This window comes from Bradyrhizobium sp. SZCCHNPS1003 (assembly GCF_032381555.1).
Lineage (GTDB): Bacteria > Pseudomonadota > Alphaproteobacteria > Rhizobiales > Xanthobacteraceae > Bradyrhizobium.
Genome location: NZ_JAUHIU010000007.1, coordinates 189,293 through 205,605, shown reverse-complemented (window position 1 = coordinate 205,605; position 16,313 = coordinate 189,293). Strand labels below are relative to the sequence as shown.

Here is a 16,313-nt window from a genome sequence, read left to right as displayed (position 1 = left end):
GTTCCACCGTTATTCTATTCGGCAGCCTGGGCGGCTACCGGCCGCACCGAAATGAACGTGCGGTTGGCCCGGTCATGGAACTCGACGACGCCCTCGATCTTGGCGAACAGGGTGTGGTCCGTGCCCATGCCGACGTTGAGGCCGGGGTGCCAGGTCGTGCCGCGCTGACGCGCAATGATGTTGCCGGGAATCACGCGCTCGCCGCCGAACGCCTTGATGCCGAGGCGCTTGCCCTTGGAGTCGCGTCCGTTGCGGGATGAACCGCCTGCCTTTTTATGAGCCATCGCTCGTCTCCGATCTCGCGATCACCTTTAGCGCGATTCCGCCAAGGGATCATTCACATTTGCTGGGCGCGGACGAAAAATCCGCGCGATGAGGGTTCAAGCCAATGCGGCGCGGCAATCGCGCCGGCACGCTTACTCGGCGGCGTCGGCCGCCGGGGCTTCCGCCTTGGCCTTCTTCGGCCGCGGGCCCTTGGTCGGCTTGGCGTTGCCGGTCAGGATTTCGCTGACGCGGATCAGCGTCAGCTCGTCCCGGTAGCCGCGCTTGCGGCGCGAATTCTTGCGGCGGCGCTTCTTGAACGCGATGACCTTGGGGCCGCGCTTGTGGTCGAGCACCTCGACGGCCACGGACGCACCGGCCACGGCAGGCACGCCCAGCACCGGGGTGTCGCCACCGACCACCAGCACTTCGTTCAGCTGCACGATCGTACCGGGCTCACCGTCGATCTTGCCAATCTCGAGCACATCATCCGGGGCGACGCGGTATTGCTTGCCGCCGGTCTTGATGACTGCGAACATCGTTCTCATCCTTCGTGTTCGATCCCGGCCTCGAAGCACGATGGCCCCGGGTCGGCTTCTTGTTCAGTCGTTATGGTTCATGAAGTCCGGCCCGATCGGGACCGGCGTCGCGCCCTTGGGCTCAACACCCGCCGGATACGCGCAACGACAAACGGCGCGAGAACACCCGCGCCGGTCGATCGGGTGCTTATAGCCGGGTCGGCTGACGAGTCAAGGGAAAGGGGCGAATAGGGAGTAGCGAATAGCGAGTAGGGAAGGCAGGTGGCGGCCAACCTCGACCCCTATTCGCTTCTTCCTATTCGCCATTCGCCTCTCCCGCCGCAACCAAACTGTCGCCTGCGCCGTTGTCCGGGCCAACGCACAGCACGGCAGGGATCCGATGGCCGACGACATCATGACCACCACGGGCATCGCCCGCCACGGCGCGGCGCGGCTGCCGTCGGTCGAGATCGACAGCTTCAACATCGAACTCAAGGACGAGGATGGCTTCCTCGGCGATCGCGCCTCCAAGGGCGCGTTCCGCAAGATCCTCGAGCGCTGGCGCAAGCCGTTGCGCAAATCCGACAAGGACCCGTTCGGTGACGAGGACAGCGACACCATCAGCAAGAAGGCACTGGACGCAATCCTGGTCGGCGACGACACCGAGGCTTCGGCGGTGGTGCATTCGGCGATCGAGGAGTTCGCCCAGGAGCTCGCTTATGTGACCCGGCGCTTCCTGCGCACCAAGGCCTGGGCCAAGACCGAATGCATCGTGGTCGGCGGTGGCTTTCGGGATTCCCGGCTCGGCGAGCTCGCCATCGCGCGCACCGAGATCATCCTCAAGGACGAGGGCTTCGGCGTCGAGTTGGAGCCGATCCGCTACCATCCCGACGATGCCGGGCTGATCGGCGCGCTGCATCTGGCGCCGTCGTGGATCTTCGAGGCCCATGACAGCATCCTCGCGGTCGACATCGGCGGCACCAACATCCGCTGTGGCGTCGTCGAGACCGCCCGGAAGAAGGCGCCGGACCTGTCCAAGGCGTCGGTCTGGAAGTCCGATCTGTGGCGCCATGCCGACGACGAGCCGACGCGGGAAGGCGCCGTCAAGCGGCTCGCCAAGATGCTGAAGGGCCTAATCGAGGAGGCCGATACCGAGGGGCTCAGGCTCGCGCCGTTCATCGGCATTGCCTGTCCCGGCGTGATCAGCGAGGACGGCTCGATCGAGAAGGGTGCGCAGAACCTGCCGGGCAATTGGGAGAGCAGCAAGTTCAACCTTCCGGCCAGCCTGGTCGAGGCGATCCCGATGATCGGCGATCACGACACCGCGGTGCTGATGCACAATGACGGCGTCGTCCAGGGCCTGTCCGAGGTGCCGTTCATGCAGGAGTTCGAGCGCTGGGGCGTGCTGACCATCGGCACCGGGCTGGGTAATGCCCGCTTCACCAACCGTCGCAAGGAGAACGGTCGCAAGGACAAAGATGACAAGTCGAAGGACGAGAAGGGCGACGACAAGAAGGCGGCCAAGAAGAAGGATTGAGCGTCGGCGCGGCCGCGCCACTGTGTCTCTCGGCGGCCCGGAGGGAGCGATGCTGCGTTGCAGCGGGGGTGCCTCCCCGGTCCAAGACGTGCGGAAAACCGCCGTGCAACCAATCGGATGGCCTAAAACCCGGTAACCTTGACTGGTTAGGTTAAGGAACGGTTCACATTGCGATGCACGCGCAGATGGCCCAGGGTCGCCGGCGTCGCTCAGGCCGGCCGGATTGACCCCCGTCTCTTCCGTCGGTTTCCCCAAGATGTAGCGACACGGGACCGCCGGTATGTGTCAGCGTACGGCGGTCCCACCCTCTTGCTTGTCCTTTGTCCTTTTCGACCTCCGCCAGCCATCGCGGCCTGCAACGACCAAACAATCATCAGCACGGTGCCAGTCCATATTTACAAACCGTCTAGTCGGTTTTATAAGAAGGCATCCCAAATGGGGTGGGATTTTAACGGCGCGCTCGCGCCCAAACGGAGTATGAGCAGATGACGATCAGAGGCGCGAGATCTTGGCTGGCCGCCCTGGCGGTGACCGCGCTGGCCTGCGGCGGGGCGCAGGCGGCGGACCTGCCGGCGACCGCGTACAAGGCGCCGGCCTATGCGGCTGCGCCGGCGCCGTTCTCCTGGACCGGCTTCTATGCCGGCGCGAATGTCGGCGGTGCCTTCACCGGCAATGATGGGTTCGCCAATGCTGCGAGCGGCAATGGCGGCAAGCTGTCCGGGGTCATTGGCGGCCTGCAGGCCGGCTACAACTACCAGCTCTCGCCGCTCGTCGTAGTCGGCATCGAGAACGACCTCGGCTTCACCGGCCTGTCGCGCAAGGGCGACCTGGTCAATCCCGCCATCAGTGCGCCCTGGCTGACCTCCGGGCGCGCCCGCGCCGGCGTCACGCTGCTCGACCAGCGGCTGTTTCTGTACGGCACTGCGGGCCTCGCGGCCGGCGAGCTGAAGGACGGTCCGATCCACAAGGTGAAGATGGGATGGACCGCGGGCGGCGGTGCCGAATGGGCGTTCCTGCCGAAATGGTCGGCCAAGCTCGAATATCTCTACACCGACCTCAAGCACGACGGTCTGCCGGACTGGCGGGCAGCCAAGATCCACATGGTGCGGGCCGGCGTGAACTACCATTTCGACCTGTTCCGCTGACCGGAGCGCACCAGTATCTACGGTGTTCGAAGGGCCCACGCGTCAGTCTCGGGCCTTCGGGACGCGCGGGTCGGGCGGTATAGCCGACCGACCCGCGCGAGCGGTTCGCTTCCCCGAGCGGACCGCAACCGGCCTGCGCGCGCCGCGCGACGGTTCGGGGAAAAATTCGGCCGGCTGCCTTGTCACCCCCTGCATCGTGCCCTAGAACGACGCCCGACCCGGGGGCTCGCCCCTGATTTGCGCCTGGAGAGGTGGCAGAGTGGTTGAATGCACCGCACTCGAAATGCGGCATAGGTGCAAGCCTATCGGGGGTTCGAATCCCTCCCTCTCCGCCAGTTCCTCCCTCGGCCACCTCCCGGCGGGGCTTGTCATGGGCCTTGAGCGGTGAGCCAGACGTTCGATCCTGCCGCCTCCGATCCTGTTGCGCTCGACAAGCTGAAATCCCGCATTCAGGCTTTGCGCGCGAAGACAATCGCCAATGGCTGCACCGAGGACGAGGCGCTGTCCGCGGCCGCCAAAGTCGCCGAGCTGCTCGATCGCCACGACCTGTCGCTGTCGGACCTCGAGCTGCGGGCATCGGCGTGCGAGCGCAAGGTCTATGAGACCCATCGCAAGAAGCGCATTCCGCTCGACGACTGCATCGGCGCGATCGCGCATTTCTGCGATTGCCGGGTCTGGCGCGAGAAGAATCCGGCCGGCGAAGCGAGCTATGTGTTCTTCGGTCTCCCCGCGGATGTCGAGGTTGCGCACTACCTGGCGGAATTGATCGACAACGCCGTGCGCGCCGAACTCGGTCGCTTCAAGACCTCGGCCGAGTACCGCCGGTTCCGGCACCAGGACCGGCATCTCGCCAATGCCTCCTTCGCCCTCGGCATGGTGGTGTCGATCGCCGACCGCTTGGTGGCGATGAAGGCGGCCCGGGATCAGGTCAACCAAAGCAGCGGCCGCGGACTGGTCGTCCTCAAGACCTCGGTGGTCGATGCCGAGTTCGACAAGCTCGATCTGAAGCTGCGGTCGGCGCGCAGCACGAGCCGGATGGTGTCGACGGCGGCCTATGAAGCGGGAGGTGCCGCGGGCACCACGCTCGCGATCAGTCCGGGCGTCAGCGGAGCGCCGCAACGTAATGGACCGAAAGGGAACTGAACTCAGTCCCTAACGGTCGTTGCCGTTATCGCTGGCATGTCCGACCCGATCGGCCGCTGATGGCATTAGCAGGCCACCAGCGTTGGCTGCAGCAATCGTCGGTAGCGCATGCCCTCAGCTCTTCGCGCCCGGCCCCTTCAACGCATTCCAGGCCGCCTGGTTGGCCTGGTCGAACGCCTTGCGGGATTCGTTCAGGGCGGCGCTGAACACCGACCAGGATTCGCTGCCGGTCTGCTTCAGCTTCTCGAGATGGGCGCCGGCCTCCGCCGCGTCGGATTTGAGCTGCTTCAGCACGGCGTCGAGATCGGTGGTGCCGACCGTCGTCACCTTGGCCGCCGCCTCGCGAAACCTGTCGGCCGACTCCCGCCACGCCTTTGCCTGCGCGGCGGCGATGTCCTTGAAGGTCGCCTGCTGCTGCGCGGCCTGCTTGCCGGCGGCGTCGAAATAGGCCTTCATCTGCGCCTCGAATCCGGCCCAGTGCGCGTCCAGCTCGGTCTTCGCGCTGGCCATCGCGGCTTCGCCGGCTTCGGCTTGCGTCTTGAGCAGGGCCTCGAGATCGCCACGGCGCTTCTTCAGGTCCGCCATGATCTCCTGCGCCTTGGCCTTCGATGCCGCTTCGGCCTCGGTCGCCTTGATTTCGAGCGACGCCAGCGCGGCATCCATCTCGTGGAGGCGCTCCCTGGCCCAGTTCAGGTAGACCTGCATCGTGCTCTGTGCCGGCATGGCCGCTCTCCTCTGATCCATCCTGCGGCAAGCCATATAGAAACGGCGTCGTATAGTTTTGACATGCATCAAGGCCCCGGGGTGCCGGGCATCACGTTCGCGTGCAGGGCGGCAGTGCGCCCCGCATGGCGGACCGCCATGGCCGGTGCTAGTCATATGGTTCGAATATGATCGCACGAGGCGCGTCGAGATGACCGGTGACGAATTTCGTACGCTCGCTTTGTCGCTCGCCGGAACGACCGAGGCGCCTCACTTCGATCGCACTGCGTTCAAGCTGCACCGGACATTTGCGACCCTGGCCGCTGATGGCGCATCCGCCAACGTCCTGCTCACGCCCGACGAGCAGGAACACCATGCCGTCCTGCAGCCCGGCGTGTTTCGCCGGGTCCCGAACAAATGGGGTGATCAGGGCTGGACCACCGTGTCGCTGGCCGATGTCGACGCCGCTTGCCTGCGCCCCGTGCTCGAGAGCGCGTGGCGCGCCGCGCATCGTGCGCAGGGGTCACGCGGCCGCAACAGGCGCTGAGCCGCCCCCGCAACGAAATTCGCAGGCGGCGAAAGGGTTCTCACACCCTCCGCCCGACCATCAGCAGGATGCCGCCGATCTGCGGCAGCAGCGCCAGCAGGATCAGGCGGAGCATGATGAAGTCCTCGGCGGAGGGCTTGACCACGCCGCGCGACACCCAGGCCACCAACTTGATCGCGGCCTCGGTTTGCGGATCGGCGGTCTGGCTGACCGTGGACATCGCCGCGTCCAGCGCCAGCCGGCGCTCGGCGACGGCGGCCTCGCGCTCCCGACAGAACTTGCCGACGCCGCCCTTGCACTCGCGGTCGCGCGCAGTCATTGCATCCGCAAGCGCCGTCTGTGCGGCCTGCACCGCGGGCGTGACCCGGGAGGCGCGCGCCAAGGTGACATCGCTGATGTTGGTCGAGGCGAAGCCGATGCCGGCGGTGACCGCGAACACGAAGGTCATCAGCCACACCGTCCAGCCGGTCAGGGCCGAGGCGCGATGGCGCCCCTGCCATAGCCGCGCGGCGCAGGTCGGCATCACCAGCGCGACGAGGTCGGCGGTGACCCCGACCGCGAGAAACATCCAGCCGGCCGTGCTGTTCGAGCCGAGCGAATGCGCGAACCAGCCGTTCATCGCCATGCCGACCGCGGCGAGCGCCAGCGCGGCGAGTTGCAGCAGGATCGACGAGGCGGTGAGGCGTCCGCGTGCGACCTTGGCCGGAGTGACCGGCGCGGCGGCCGGAACGACCTCGCCCTCGATCACCGCGGGCGTTTCCCGTGGTGTCATTGTCGTCGGCGCGGTTGCTGCGGGGATCGCCGCGGCGGCCGCGCTCGCGGCGGCCTCCGTCCGTGCCGGCTCGGCCGCCGCCCGGCTCTTCGCCGGCTCGTTCACGAACTCCAGGAAGTCCGGCATGATCAGCGTCTCGGAGGCCAGCATCTCGTCGTCCAGCGCCGCCGTCTTGGCCTTCTCCGCCTTGTCGGCTCGGGGACGCGGACGCGGCTTGACCACCTTTGCCCGCTTCGGACGCGGCTTGGCCGTCTTCGGCTGCTGCCAGGGAATGATGGATGCGACTACGGACTCATCAGCCATCGGGGCTGCTCCAATCGGTGGTGATGGGCGCGACGCTGCGTTTGCACGCAGCGCGTCTCGCGCCGGCATCGGGTGCACGTTTGATCGGGAATCGAGCAGCGGCCCGCCTCGAAGCGGGCTTTCGTTGTTGCGGCCGGGCTGGCGTCGCGCGAAGAAATCGTTGGCGTCTCACGCGCCCTGATCCGCCGATGATGCGGAGGGCTTGCGGTCACAAGCGCCACGTAATGAGGCGGCGCCCGGAAGGTTCTGGTCCGCGCGGGGCCGGGCCGGTCAGCCGTGCGCCCAACACCCTTGTTCTTAACCAATGGTTAACACGGATTCGCCGGTTTCGAAACGGTGCCAGGTCCTCGTTCACATATCGGATGATCGCCAACCGAGAACTGCGTCTTTGCGGTCACAACCGCAAGTGACGCCCTTCTTGTTCAATGGGCGAACGCGCGGGTGCCTCGGCCTCGCGGCGCGCTATGGTAGGACCTCGAATGTGGAGCTCCGTCGTCGTCTCATGCAATGTCCCTGCGGCTCAGGCTTTCCCTACGATCGTTGTTGCGGTCGCTATCTCCAAGGTGATGATCGCCCGCCGACGGCCGAAGCTCTGATGCGCTCGCGCTATACGGCCTATACGCGCGGCGACATCGGCTACATCGAATCGACGCTCGCCGCCGACCGTCGCAGCGCGTTCGATGCCGCCGCGGCGAGAACCTGGGCGACGCGCGCGACATGGCTCGGCCTGCGTATCGTCTCGTCGGTCCGCGGCCAGCCCGGCGACGCCGACGGCGTCGTCAGCTTCGTCGCAACCTATCGCGAGGCCGGCAAGACCATCGAGCACCACGAGGTCTCACAGTTTCGCCGCGACGACGACGGCGCCTGGCGCTTCGTCGAGGGTGACGCGCGAGCCGTCGTCACTCAGCCGAAGCGGGCGGCCGCCACCGCGAAGGTCGGCCGCAATGATCCATGCCCGTGCGGTAGCGGCAAGAAATACAAATTCTGCTGCGGACGGTGAGCGCAGCTGTTGATAGGAGGGGGCGCGACTGCGGGCTCGTCAGGTGCTTCCGTGCCCCGCGAAGGCAGGCGCGCGGGCGCTCAAGCCGTTGGTGCCGGCGCCAACCTGGCAACGACGGTCCAGCGTCACCGGTCTTCCCGCGCCCGCTTAGTTGCGAGCGCGAATGAGATGCAAAGATCGGAGGTATGCGGCGCGAACGATCGCGGCGGCCTCAATGTGGCTGGCCGATGTCTGCTCGTTTCCGTCGCGCGTCAGAGCAGGGGCGCCACGATGCCAACAGAGCGCAGGACTTCTCTGCCGCCGCCTTGACTCCGCCCAACCGGGCTGGCCTAGAAGGACGTAGTTCCTAACAGGGGTGGTATCAGGTGGCGGAGTTGGACGAAGAGGTCCGGCAGGACGAACGCGAGCGGTCGCAGGTTGCCGCAACCCTGTCGTCGGCAACGAAGGCGCTGTCACCGCGCAAGGCGGCCATCCTCGACCATGCCAACGATTTCGCCGATGCGCGCGCCAGCTGGCGCGACAAGGCGGCGTTCTTTCACAGCGAGGACGCGTGCTATCTGCGCTTCCTGATCCCGCCGGGCAGCCGCGTGCTCGAGATCGGCTGCGGCCTCGGCGACACCCTGGCATCGCTCGCGCCGTCCTACGGCGTCGGCATCGACTTCAGCGAAAAGCAGATCAAGATCGCCCGCAGCCGGCATCCTGAGCTGACCTTCATTCTGGGCGACGCGGAGGATCCGGCCACGCTCGCCGCCGCCAGCGGCCCGTTCGATGTCATTCTGGTGCTCGACACCATCGGTTCGCTCGACGACTGCCAGCAGTTCATCGAGCAGTTGCACCCCTTGTGCACGCGCGAGACGCGCCTCGTCATCGGCTACTTCTCGCACCTCTGGTATCCGCTGCTGAAGGCTGCGGAGGCACTGGGCCTGCGGATGCCGCAGCCGGAGCAGAACGTGCTGTCGCCGGCCGACCTGCGCAATCTCGCGCAGCTTGCCGATTTCGATCCGGTGAAATCCGAGCAGCGCGTGCTGTCGCCGCTGCGGCTCTACGGCCTCGGCCGTTTCGCCAACCGCTTCCTCAGCGTGCTCCCGATTCTACGCGCCTTGTCGCTGCGGCACTATCTGGTGTCGCGCTCGCTCCGCTGCGTGAGCGACGACGTCCGCTCGGCGACCGTCGTGATCCCCGCGCGCAACGAGCGCGGCAACATCGAGCCCGCGGTGCGGCGCATCGCCGCGTTCTGCCCGGACATCGAGATCATCTTCATCGAGGGCCACAGCAGGGACGGCACCTATGAGGAGATGGAGCGGGTGCGCCAGGCGTTCCCGGACCACGACATCAAGCTGATGCGGCAGCCCGGCAAGGGCAAGGCCGACGCGGTGTTCACGGCCTTCGACGCGGCACGCGGCGACGTGCTGATGATTCTGGACGCCGACCTCACCATGCCGCCGGAGCAGTTGCCGAAGTTCTTCGAGGCGCTGCGCTCGGGCAAGGGCGAGTTCATCAACGGCTCGCGCCTGGTCTATCCGATGGACGAGGGCGCGATGCGCTTCCTCAACCTGATCGCCAACAAGACCTTCTCCTATCTGTTCTCGTGGCTCTTGAACCAGCGCTACACCGATACGCTCTGCGGCACCAAGGTGCTCCGCCGCAGCGACTATGTCAGGCTCAAGGCCGGCAAGGCCTATTTCGGCGATTTCGATCCGTTCGGCGATTTCGACCTGATCTTCGGCGCCTCCAAGCTGAACCTGAAATCGATCGACCTGCCGATCCGCTACGCCGCGCGCAGCTATGGCGAGACCCAGATCTCCCGCTTCCGCCACGGCTGGATGCTGCTCAAGATGGTCGTGTTCGCGTTCTTCAAGATCAAGGCGATCTGAGGATGACGGGAGTTCGCGGTGTCCAGCCTCAGAGGAGGCTGCGCCGATCGTTCGCCAATCGACCTACGTCGTCAAGGCCGGGCTTGACCCAGCCTTCCACGCCTTCGTTCGCCGAGGAAGGACGACGTGGATGCGCGGGACAAGCCCGCGCATGACGAAGAAAACGATTACGAAAACATCGAATCCGCCTCGTGACGCCTTCGATCGCCTGACGCGCTTCGGCTGGCACGGCGGCGTCGCGGTCGCGCTGCTGCTGTCGCTCGTGTCGTTCCTGGCCGTCGGCTATTTCACCGTCTATTGGCGCAATGCCGACATGGACTTCATGGTGATCTACAACGCGCTCGCCATCAACGATGGCGGCGCGCAGGCCTTCTTCGATCACCCGGCCTATCTCACCATCCTGTCGGTCGAGACCTGGTTCGCGTTGCTGCATCGGCTCGGCCTGCTCGACGCCTGGACATTGTCGGCGATCCCCGCCGATCACGCTGCCTTCGATGTCGCGATGACCGGCGCCGTCCATGCCGGACGCGTCGCCGCGCTGCTGACGGCGGCGGGCCTCATCCTGGCCTTTGCCTGGCTGGCGCGCCGGCTGGTGTCCGATTGGCGCATCGCCATGCTCGCCGTCACGGCCTTCGTATTTTCCGGCGGCGTGCAGATGCATCTGCGCATCCTGCGCAGCGAGATGATGGCGGCGTCGTTCTGCATTCTCGCGCTGATGATCCTGATCGTGGCGGCGCGCCGCGCCAGCCTCGCGCGTCCGCTTGCGATCGGGCTCGCCGCCACGCTCTGCACGCTCGGTCTGGAGAACAAGGTCCATGCGATCCTGTTGATCGCCGCGATCCCCGTGCTGGTGCTGCCGTTCGGCACGGCGACGAGCCGAAGCGTTGCGTTCTGGCAATCGCCGCGCGCCTGGGCGGCCGTGCTGGTCGCCGGGATCGCTGCGCTGCTCGCCATGAGCGCTGCCTGGCCCCTGATCGTCGCCGGCTTCGATCCTGTCAACGCAACGGCTGCCGGCCTCAAACCCATGCTGTTGGGCCGCTTCGGCGTCTATCAGCTCGCGCTGCTCGGCCTGATCGCGGCCTGCATGGTCGTCTTCGCGTGGCTGTGGCGCGTGAGCGCGGCCGAAACTGTTGCGGCGCTACTGGCGATGGTCGCCGGCGCCGCGATCGGCCTGCTCGCGCTGGATCTGAGCTACGACGTCAATGATGTCGTCGTGGTGCTCAATCCGCTGGAGAAGATGATCACCTTTGTCGACGCGCCAGATGCCGCCGGTAGCCTGAGCGGTGCAATCGGGCTGTTGTTGTCCGGGCTGTTCGGGGTCATCAGGCGCTACACCTTCGTGCTGCAAACATCGGCGCGGCCCACGGTGTTCCTGACCTGGCTGATCATCCCCGGCATCGTCACGGCCTGGCGCCGCGGTGAGCGGCAGGCGGCTATCCAGGCCATTCTCCTGATGCTCGCTGCTATCGGCATCGATACGCTCGGCGTCCGCCGCGGGCTGAAGGTCGAGTACTTCGTCTTCACCGATCCCCTGATCATCATCGCCGGCATGGTCCTGCTCGATCGTCTGTCGGACCTGCGCTTCTCCCGCTTCGCCTATCCGATCGGCACGGCGCTGCTCGCGCTCCATGTCGGCATCAGCCAGGCCGAGCCGGTCAAGATGGCCCTCAAGCGCAAGGGGCCTGAGGAGGTCTGCGCGTGGAGCGGCTACTACATGCCACGGATGGCGCTGCCCTGGTGCGCGCCGCCGAACACTCCGCCGAGGACGTGACGGCCGACGCTCAGGAGCGTCAAGACGATCCTGATCGCACCCTGCGGCGTGGCTTGACCGGCGCAAAGATCGCCGCGAGATCCGCGCCGTCGGGCGCCGGGGACTCGTCGAGACGCAGCCGGCCCTCGACATGCAGGAAGTGCTCGCGCGACAGCGCGATCGCCCGCATCAGGTCGCGGTCGCGCAGCGCCGCGACGATGGCGCCATGCTCGTCGACCGCGCAGATCGACTGCGCCGCCGGCTCGTACACCGACACCATCACCGAGGAGCGGCTGAGCAGGTCGCCGAGCATGCGCGACAATTCCGGATTGCCGATGGAATCGACGAGGTGGACGTGGAAGGCGCCGGACAGCCGCACCGAGGTCGCGCGATCGCCGCGCCGCGCCGCCGCGCGCTCCTCCGCCAGATGCGCGTCGAGCCGGGCGAGCAAACCATCGTCGATCCGCAGCACCAACTGGCTGAGCACGCCGGCCTCGAGCACGCGATGCGCCTCATAGACCCGTCTGATATCATCAAGCGTCGGCCGCGGCACCCGCGCGCCGCGGTTCGGAATCATCTCCAGCCGCCGCTCGGCGCCGAGCCGGTGCAGCACCTTGCGGATGCGCTCGCGCGACACGCCGAAGACCGCGGCCAGCGGCGTCTCGGCGAGCTTGGTGCCGGCCTTGAGCTTGCCTTCCAGCAGCGCGCGCAGAATGGCCTGATACACCGCCTCGTCCTCGGCGGGATTGGCCTTCCCGATTCGCTGCGCTCGCATCGCCATGCTCCGTAGCTAGGCCCAAAGCCGCGGCAGGTCACCTCCAAAAAATGTGCACATTATGCTCGCGGCCGGGGAGGAGGTCGGTCGAGAAGCGGATCGAGGAAGAGCTCAGAGCAATGATCTCGTTGATGAATCCAAAAATGTGCACATTTGGCACGGCGCTTGCTGATCCTCGTGACACGTCACGCGACAGCTCACACGGGATCCTCTCATGCACCCCTTCTCCCGCCGCAGCCTCCTGAAAACCGGTGCGGCCTTCGCCGCCACCCTTGCCGCGCCCGCGCTGGTGCGCGCCGCCCCCAAAGAGATCGTGATCGGCGGCCCCGCCGGTGCCGCCAAATATTTCAACGCCGATCTGTTTCCGGTGCTGGAGAAGAAGCTCGACTGCAAGGTGCTCTACGAGGGGACGAACTCGCTGACCAATCTGCAGAAGATGCAGGCCGACAAGGCCAGCCCGAAGATCTCGGTCGTGATCATGGACGATCCGGTGATGCTGCCGGCCGCGGCCGAAGGGCTGATCACCAGGATGTCGTCGTCGGCGATTCCCAATCTCGGCAAGCTCGTCGACGACGCCGTGCACCAGGACGGGATGTGGGCCAACTACCAGAAGCCGTGGGTGGGCATCGCCTATTCCACCAGGCGCATGAAGACGGCACCTAGCAGCTGGGCCGAGCTGTGGGATGCGAAGTACGACTCCAAGATCGTCGTGCCGTCGCTGTCCAACACCGAAGGCTTCTGGACGCTGCTCGCTGCCGCGCATCTCGAGACCGGCAAGCCCTACAAGGAAGCGCAATACGAGATCGACGCCGGATTCAAGAAGATCAAGAGCCTGAAGGCCAATCTTCTGAACATCTATACCAATGCGCCGCAGGCCATCAATCTGCTGGAGCAGGGCGAGGCCTGGATGATCGGCGGGCAATTCTCGGCCTACACGCTGATCCGGAAAGCCGACGGCTCGCCGGTCGATCTCGCGATTCCCAGGGATGGCGGCTTCTCGATGCCGTCGGGCATCGCCAAGGTGAGCGGCGCGCCGGCCGGCGATCTCGCCGACGCCGTGATCGACTTCTATCTCAGCCCGGAGGCGCAGACCATCCTGGCCAAGACGGCCTTCATCGCACCGACCAGCAAGGCGACGCCGCTGCCGGCCGGCTATCCGGATCCGGCCTCGCTGTTCGCGCCCGACTGGGCCTTCATCGCCAAGAACCGCGCCGGCTGGGTCGATCGCTGGAGCAAGGAGATGACATGACCGCCGCGCCGCATCTCGTCATCAGCGGAGTCTCCAAGCGCTTCGGTGCGGCGACCGTGCTCGATCGCGTCGATCTCACCATCCGGCGCGGCGAGCTGGTCACCCTGCTCGGCCCGTCCGGCTGCGGCAAGACCACCTTGCTGCGTGCCATCGCCGGCCTGGCGCCACCGGACACCGGCACGGTTTCGCTCGCCGGGCGCGACGTCACCCATGTGCCGCCGCATCGACGCAATGTCGGCGTCGTGTTCCAGAGCTACGCGCTGTTTCCGCATCTCACCGTCGCCGGCAACGTTGCTTTCGGCCTGAAGGTGCGCGGCACGCCGAAGGCCGAGATCGATCGCGCGGTGGAGCGCGCGCTTTCGCTGGTCAAGCTTGGCCATCTCGGCGGCCGCCGCATCTCGGCGCTGTCGGGCGGCCAGCAGCAGCGCGTGGCGCTGGCGCGCGCGATCGCGGTCGAGCCGGACGTGCTGCTGTTCGACGAGGCGCTGTCGGCGCTCGATCGCAAGCTGCGCGAGGAGATGCAGGTCGAGCTGCGCCGTCTGCTGCAGGAGGTCAAGGCGACCGCGATCTTCGTCACCCACGACCAGGACGAGGCGCTGACCATGTCGGACCGCGTCGCGGTCATGAACAGGGGCCGCATCGAGCAGCTCGCCGCGCCGCGCGAGCTCTATGCCCGGCCTGCGAGCTTGTTCGCGCTCAACTTCGTCGGACTGTCGACGCGCATCGCGGGCCAGGTGGTCGGCACGCATGACGGCACGGTGGACGTCGTGACGCCGGTCGGCCGTCTGTCGGCGCGCGGCGCGTTTCAGCCCGGCGCCTCGGTGATCGTCGCGACGCGGCCGGAGCAATTGCGTCTCGGCGCCGGAGACGGTGCCAACTCCGCGGCCGGACGGGTGCGCTCGGTCGTGTTCCAGGGCTCGCGGACGCTGGTCGACGTCGATGCCGGTGCCGGCGCCAATCTGCTCGCCGAGCTATCGGGACGCGAGGCCGAGGTGCCATGCGTCCATGACGAAGTCCGCTTCGCCTGGCCGGTGTCGGAGACCTTCGCCTTCGCCGCCGAGGCTTGACCATGACCGACGCCGTGTTGCCAGCACCGATTGTCAAGCCCGCGCCGGATCGCGAGCGGCTCGCCGCGTTCGGCTTCGTCGCGCCATCGGCGCTGATCATCGCGCTGGTGTTCGTGCTGCCCTTGGCGCTGCTGCTCGGCGTCAGCGTGCTCGATGGCAAAGGCGGCATCACGTCGGCGAACTACACGCGGCTGCTCGGTACGCCCTATTATCTCGGAATCATCTGGAATTCGCTGCGGCTCGGCCTGCTGACGACGCTGATCGCCTTCCTCATCTCCTATCCCGCAGCGTTCGCGCTCGCCCGCGCCCGCGGCGCGTTGCGCTCGGTCCTGCTGGCGACCCTGTTCCTGCCGCTCGCAGCCTCTGTCATCGTCAAGGCGTTCGCCTGGACCATCCTGTTGCGCAGCGACGGCCTCATCAACACAGTGCTGATCACGCTCGGGATCATCGAGGATCCGATCCGCATGATCTTCACCCAGACCGCGCTGATAACAGGTGCCGTCAACATCTTCCTGCCGTTCATGGTGCTGCCGATCTACGCGGTGGTGGCGCAGCTCGACGGCCGCTACGCGGAAGCCGCGGCGACGCTCGGTGCCTCGCCGCTCGTGGTGTTCTTCCGCGTCATCCTGCCGCTGACCCTGCCCGGCATCATCGCCGGCGTGGCGCTGGTGTTCTCGCTGGCGGTGTCGGCCTATGTGGTGCCGACGCTTCTGATCGGCGAGAAATATCCGACGCTCGCCACCACCATCGCCAAGGCCTATCTGCTGGCGCGCGAACCCGGCTTCGGCGCCGCCGCCGGCGTCGTGCTGTTGGCGATTGCGGTCATCGTCGTCGCGCTCAGCACGCTGCCGTCGCGCGAGCCGACATGATGACGCGCGTCGCCATCATCATCTGCTGGCTGCTCGCGATTGGCCTCGCGCTGTTCCTGGTGCTGCCGCTTGTGGTGATCGCGGCCGCGTCAATCTCGCCGACGCCCGTGTTCGACCTGCCGCTGTCGGGCGCCTCGCTGCGCTGGTATGGCCGCATCGGGCGGCTCGACGGTTTCTGGCCGTCGTTATTTCTGTCGCTGCAGATCGCCGTGCTGTCGACCGTGCTCTCGCTGGTCGCCGGCACGCTTGCCGCGATCGCGATCGCCCGGGGCAGACTGCCGGGTGCAACCGCGATCGGGACGCTGCTCGTATCGCCTTTGATGATGCCGGGTCTCGTGCTCGGCATCGCGCTGTTGCAGTATTTCCGCATGATCGGTTTCACCGCGACCTGGAGCGCGCTGCTGGTAGCCCATCTCGTGGTGACCTTGCCCTATGTCGCCCGCACGATGATCGCAGGCCTCTCGCGCTTCGACTTCACCCTCATCGAAGCCGCGCGCACGCTCGGCTGCACCTATTCCGGCAGCGTGCTGCGCGTGATGGTGCCGGCGCTGGCGCCGTCGTTCCTGATCTCCGGCCTGTTCAGCCTGTTGGCCTCGTTCGACAACTATCCCGTCTCGATCTTTCTCACCGACGTGCGCTCGAAAACGCTGCCGATCCGCATGCTGCAATATATCGAGGAGGCGCCCGATCCGACGCTCGCGGCGCTGTCCACCCTCATTCTCGCCGGCACCCTGGTGCTGCTGCTGATCAGCGACCGCCTGGTCGGCCTGCACCGCATGGCTGGAACCGCGGATTGACACG

Annotated in this window: 16 protein-coding genes and 1 tRNA gene; 12 read left to right on the top strand and 5 right to left on the bottom strand. The window is 66.6% G+C overall.

Annotated elements, in window-relative coordinates; translation table 11 throughout:
* Positions 1-14 precede the first annotated feature (14 nt).
* The gene (gene rpmA / locus QX126_RS13605; protein WP_008961804.1) at positions 15-284 is read right to left on the bottom strand and encodes a 50S ribosomal protein L27; all 270 of its coding nucleotides are present in this window, start codon (positions 282-284) and stop codon (positions 15-17) included.
* Between the two features lie 132 nt (positions 285-416).
* On the bottom strand, positions 417-800 hold the full coding sequence (gene rplU / locus QX126_RS13600; RefSeq protein WP_315757168.1) for a 50S ribosomal protein L21: 384 nt from the start codon (positions 798-800) through the stop codon (positions 417-419).
* Between the two features lie 379 nt (positions 801-1,179).
* Here rplU and QX126_RS13595 point away from each other — a divergent pair, with 379 nt between their 5' ends.
* The 4 genes from QX126_RS13595 to QX126_RS13580 all read left to right on the top strand — a co-directional run bounded on the left by QX126_RS13595 (position 1,180) and on the right by QX126_RS13580 (position 4,604).
* The gene (locus QX126_RS13595; protein WP_315781597.1) at positions 1,180-2,316 is read left to right on the top strand and encodes an ROK family protein; all 1,137 of its coding nucleotides are present in this window, start codon (positions 1,180-1,182) and stop codon (positions 2,314-2,316) included.
* 485 nt (positions 2,317-2,801) lie between these two features.
* Complete coding sequence (locus QX126_RS13590) at positions 2,802-3,461, top strand: outer membrane protein (RefSeq protein WP_315781594.1); 660 nt, start codon at positions 2,802-2,804, stop codon at positions 3,459-3,461.
* A gap of 245 nt (positions 3,462-3,706) precedes the next feature.
* A tRNA-Ser gene (locus tag QX126_RS13585) sits at positions 3,707-3,796 on the top strand.
* A gap of 49 nt (positions 3,797-3,845) precedes the next feature.
* Positions 3,846-4,604, top strand: a complete 759-nt coding sequence (locus tag QX126_RS13580; protein WP_315781591.1) for a DUF2786 domain-containing protein — start codon at positions 3,846-3,848, stop codon at positions 4,602-4,604.
* A 114-nt stretch (positions 4,605-4,718) separates the two neighbouring features.
* Here QX126_RS13580 and QX126_RS13575 read toward each other — a convergent pair whose 3' ends face one another.
* Complete coding sequence (locus QX126_RS13575; RefSeq protein ID WP_315777267.1) at positions 4,719-5,327, bottom strand: hypothetical protein; 609 nt, start codon at positions 5,325-5,327, stop codon at positions 4,719-4,721.
* Positions 5,328-5,517: 190 nt separating this feature from the next.
* Here QX126_RS13575 and QX126_RS13570 point away from each other — a divergent pair, with 190 nt between their 5' ends.
* Positions 5,518-5,853, top strand: a complete 336-nt coding sequence (locus QX126_RS13570; protein ID WP_315781588.1) for an MmcQ/YjbR family DNA-binding protein — start codon at positions 5,518-5,520, stop codon at positions 5,851-5,853.
* A gap of 40 nt (positions 5,854-5,893) precedes the next feature.
* Here QX126_RS13570 and QX126_RS13565 read toward each other — a convergent pair whose 3' ends face one another.
* Positions 5,894-6,928, bottom strand: coding sequence for a hypothetical protein (locus tag QX126_RS13565; protein ID WP_315777265.1), 1,035 nt, complete (start codon positions 6,926-6,928; stop codon positions 5,894-5,896).
* Between the two features lie 502 nt (positions 6,929-7,430).
* Between QX126_RS13565 and QX126_RS13560 the strand changes: the two genes are divergently transcribed.
* The 3 genes from QX126_RS13560 to QX126_RS13550 all read left to right on the top strand — a co-directional run bounded on the left by QX126_RS13560 (position 7,431) and on the right by QX126_RS13550 (position 11,573).
* Positions 7,431-7,928 carry a YchJ family protein gene (locus QX126_RS13560; RefSeq protein WP_315770675.1) on the top strand — a complete coding sequence of 166 codons (498 nt, stop codon included), beginning with the start codon at positions 7,431-7,433 and terminating at the stop codon, positions 7,926-7,928.
* A 365-nt stretch (positions 7,929-8,293) separates the two neighbouring features.
* Positions 8,294-9,802 carry a bifunctional class I SAM-dependent methyltransferase/glycosyltransferase family 2 protein gene (locus QX126_RS13555; protein ID WP_315781586.1) on the top strand — a complete coding sequence of 503 codons (1,509 nt, stop codon included), beginning with the start codon at positions 8,294-8,296 and terminating at the stop codon, positions 9,800-9,802.
* Between the two features lie 151 nt (positions 9,803-9,953).
* Positions 9,954-11,573 carry a hypothetical protein gene (locus tag QX126_RS13550; protein ID WP_315781583.1) on the top strand — a complete coding sequence of 540 codons (1,620 nt, stop codon included), beginning with the start codon at positions 9,954-9,956 and terminating at the stop codon, positions 11,571-11,573.
* A gap of 19 nt (positions 11,574-11,592) precedes the next feature.
* On the opposite strand, the gene QX126_RS13545 is transcribed toward QX126_RS13550, so the two are convergent.
* Positions 11,593-12,333 (bottom strand): GntR family transcriptional regulator, encoded by a 741-nt coding sequence (locus QX126_RS13545; protein WP_315781581.1) that lies wholly within the window; start codon positions 12,331-12,333, stop codon positions 11,593-11,595.
* A 208-nt stretch (positions 12,334-12,541) separates the two neighbouring features.
* Here QX126_RS13545 and QX126_RS13540 point away from each other — a divergent pair, with 208 nt between their 5' ends.
* The 4 genes from QX126_RS13540 to QX126_RS13525 are packed head-to-tail and all read left to right on the top strand — an operon-like array spanning position 12,542 to position 16,309.
* The gene (locus QX126_RS13540; RefSeq protein WP_315781578.1) at positions 12,542-13,576 is read left to right on the top strand and encodes an extracellular solute-binding protein; all 1,035 of its coding nucleotides are present in this window, start codon (positions 12,542-12,544) and stop codon (positions 13,574-13,576) included.
* Complete coding sequence (locus QX126_RS13535; RefSeq protein ID WP_315781575.1) at positions 13,573-14,643, top strand: ABC transporter ATP-binding protein; 1,071 nt, start codon at positions 13,573-13,575, stop codon at positions 14,641-14,643. The genes QX126_RS13540 and QX126_RS13535 overlap by 4 nt, the downstream gene beginning before the upstream one ends.
* Positions 14,644-14,645: 2 nt before the next feature.
* On the top strand, positions 14,646-15,512 hold the full coding sequence (locus QX126_RS13530; RefSeq protein ID WP_315781573.1) for an ABC transporter permease: 867 nt from the start codon (positions 14,646-14,648) through the stop codon (positions 15,510-15,512).
* On the top strand, positions 15,509-16,309 hold the full coding sequence (locus QX126_RS13525; RefSeq protein WP_315781570.1) for an ABC transporter permease: 801 nt from the start codon (positions 15,509-15,511) through the stop codon (positions 16,307-16,309). Before QX126_RS13530 ends, QX126_RS13525 begins: the two co-directional genes overlap by 4 nt.
* Positions 16,310-16,313: the final 4 nt, after the last annotated feature.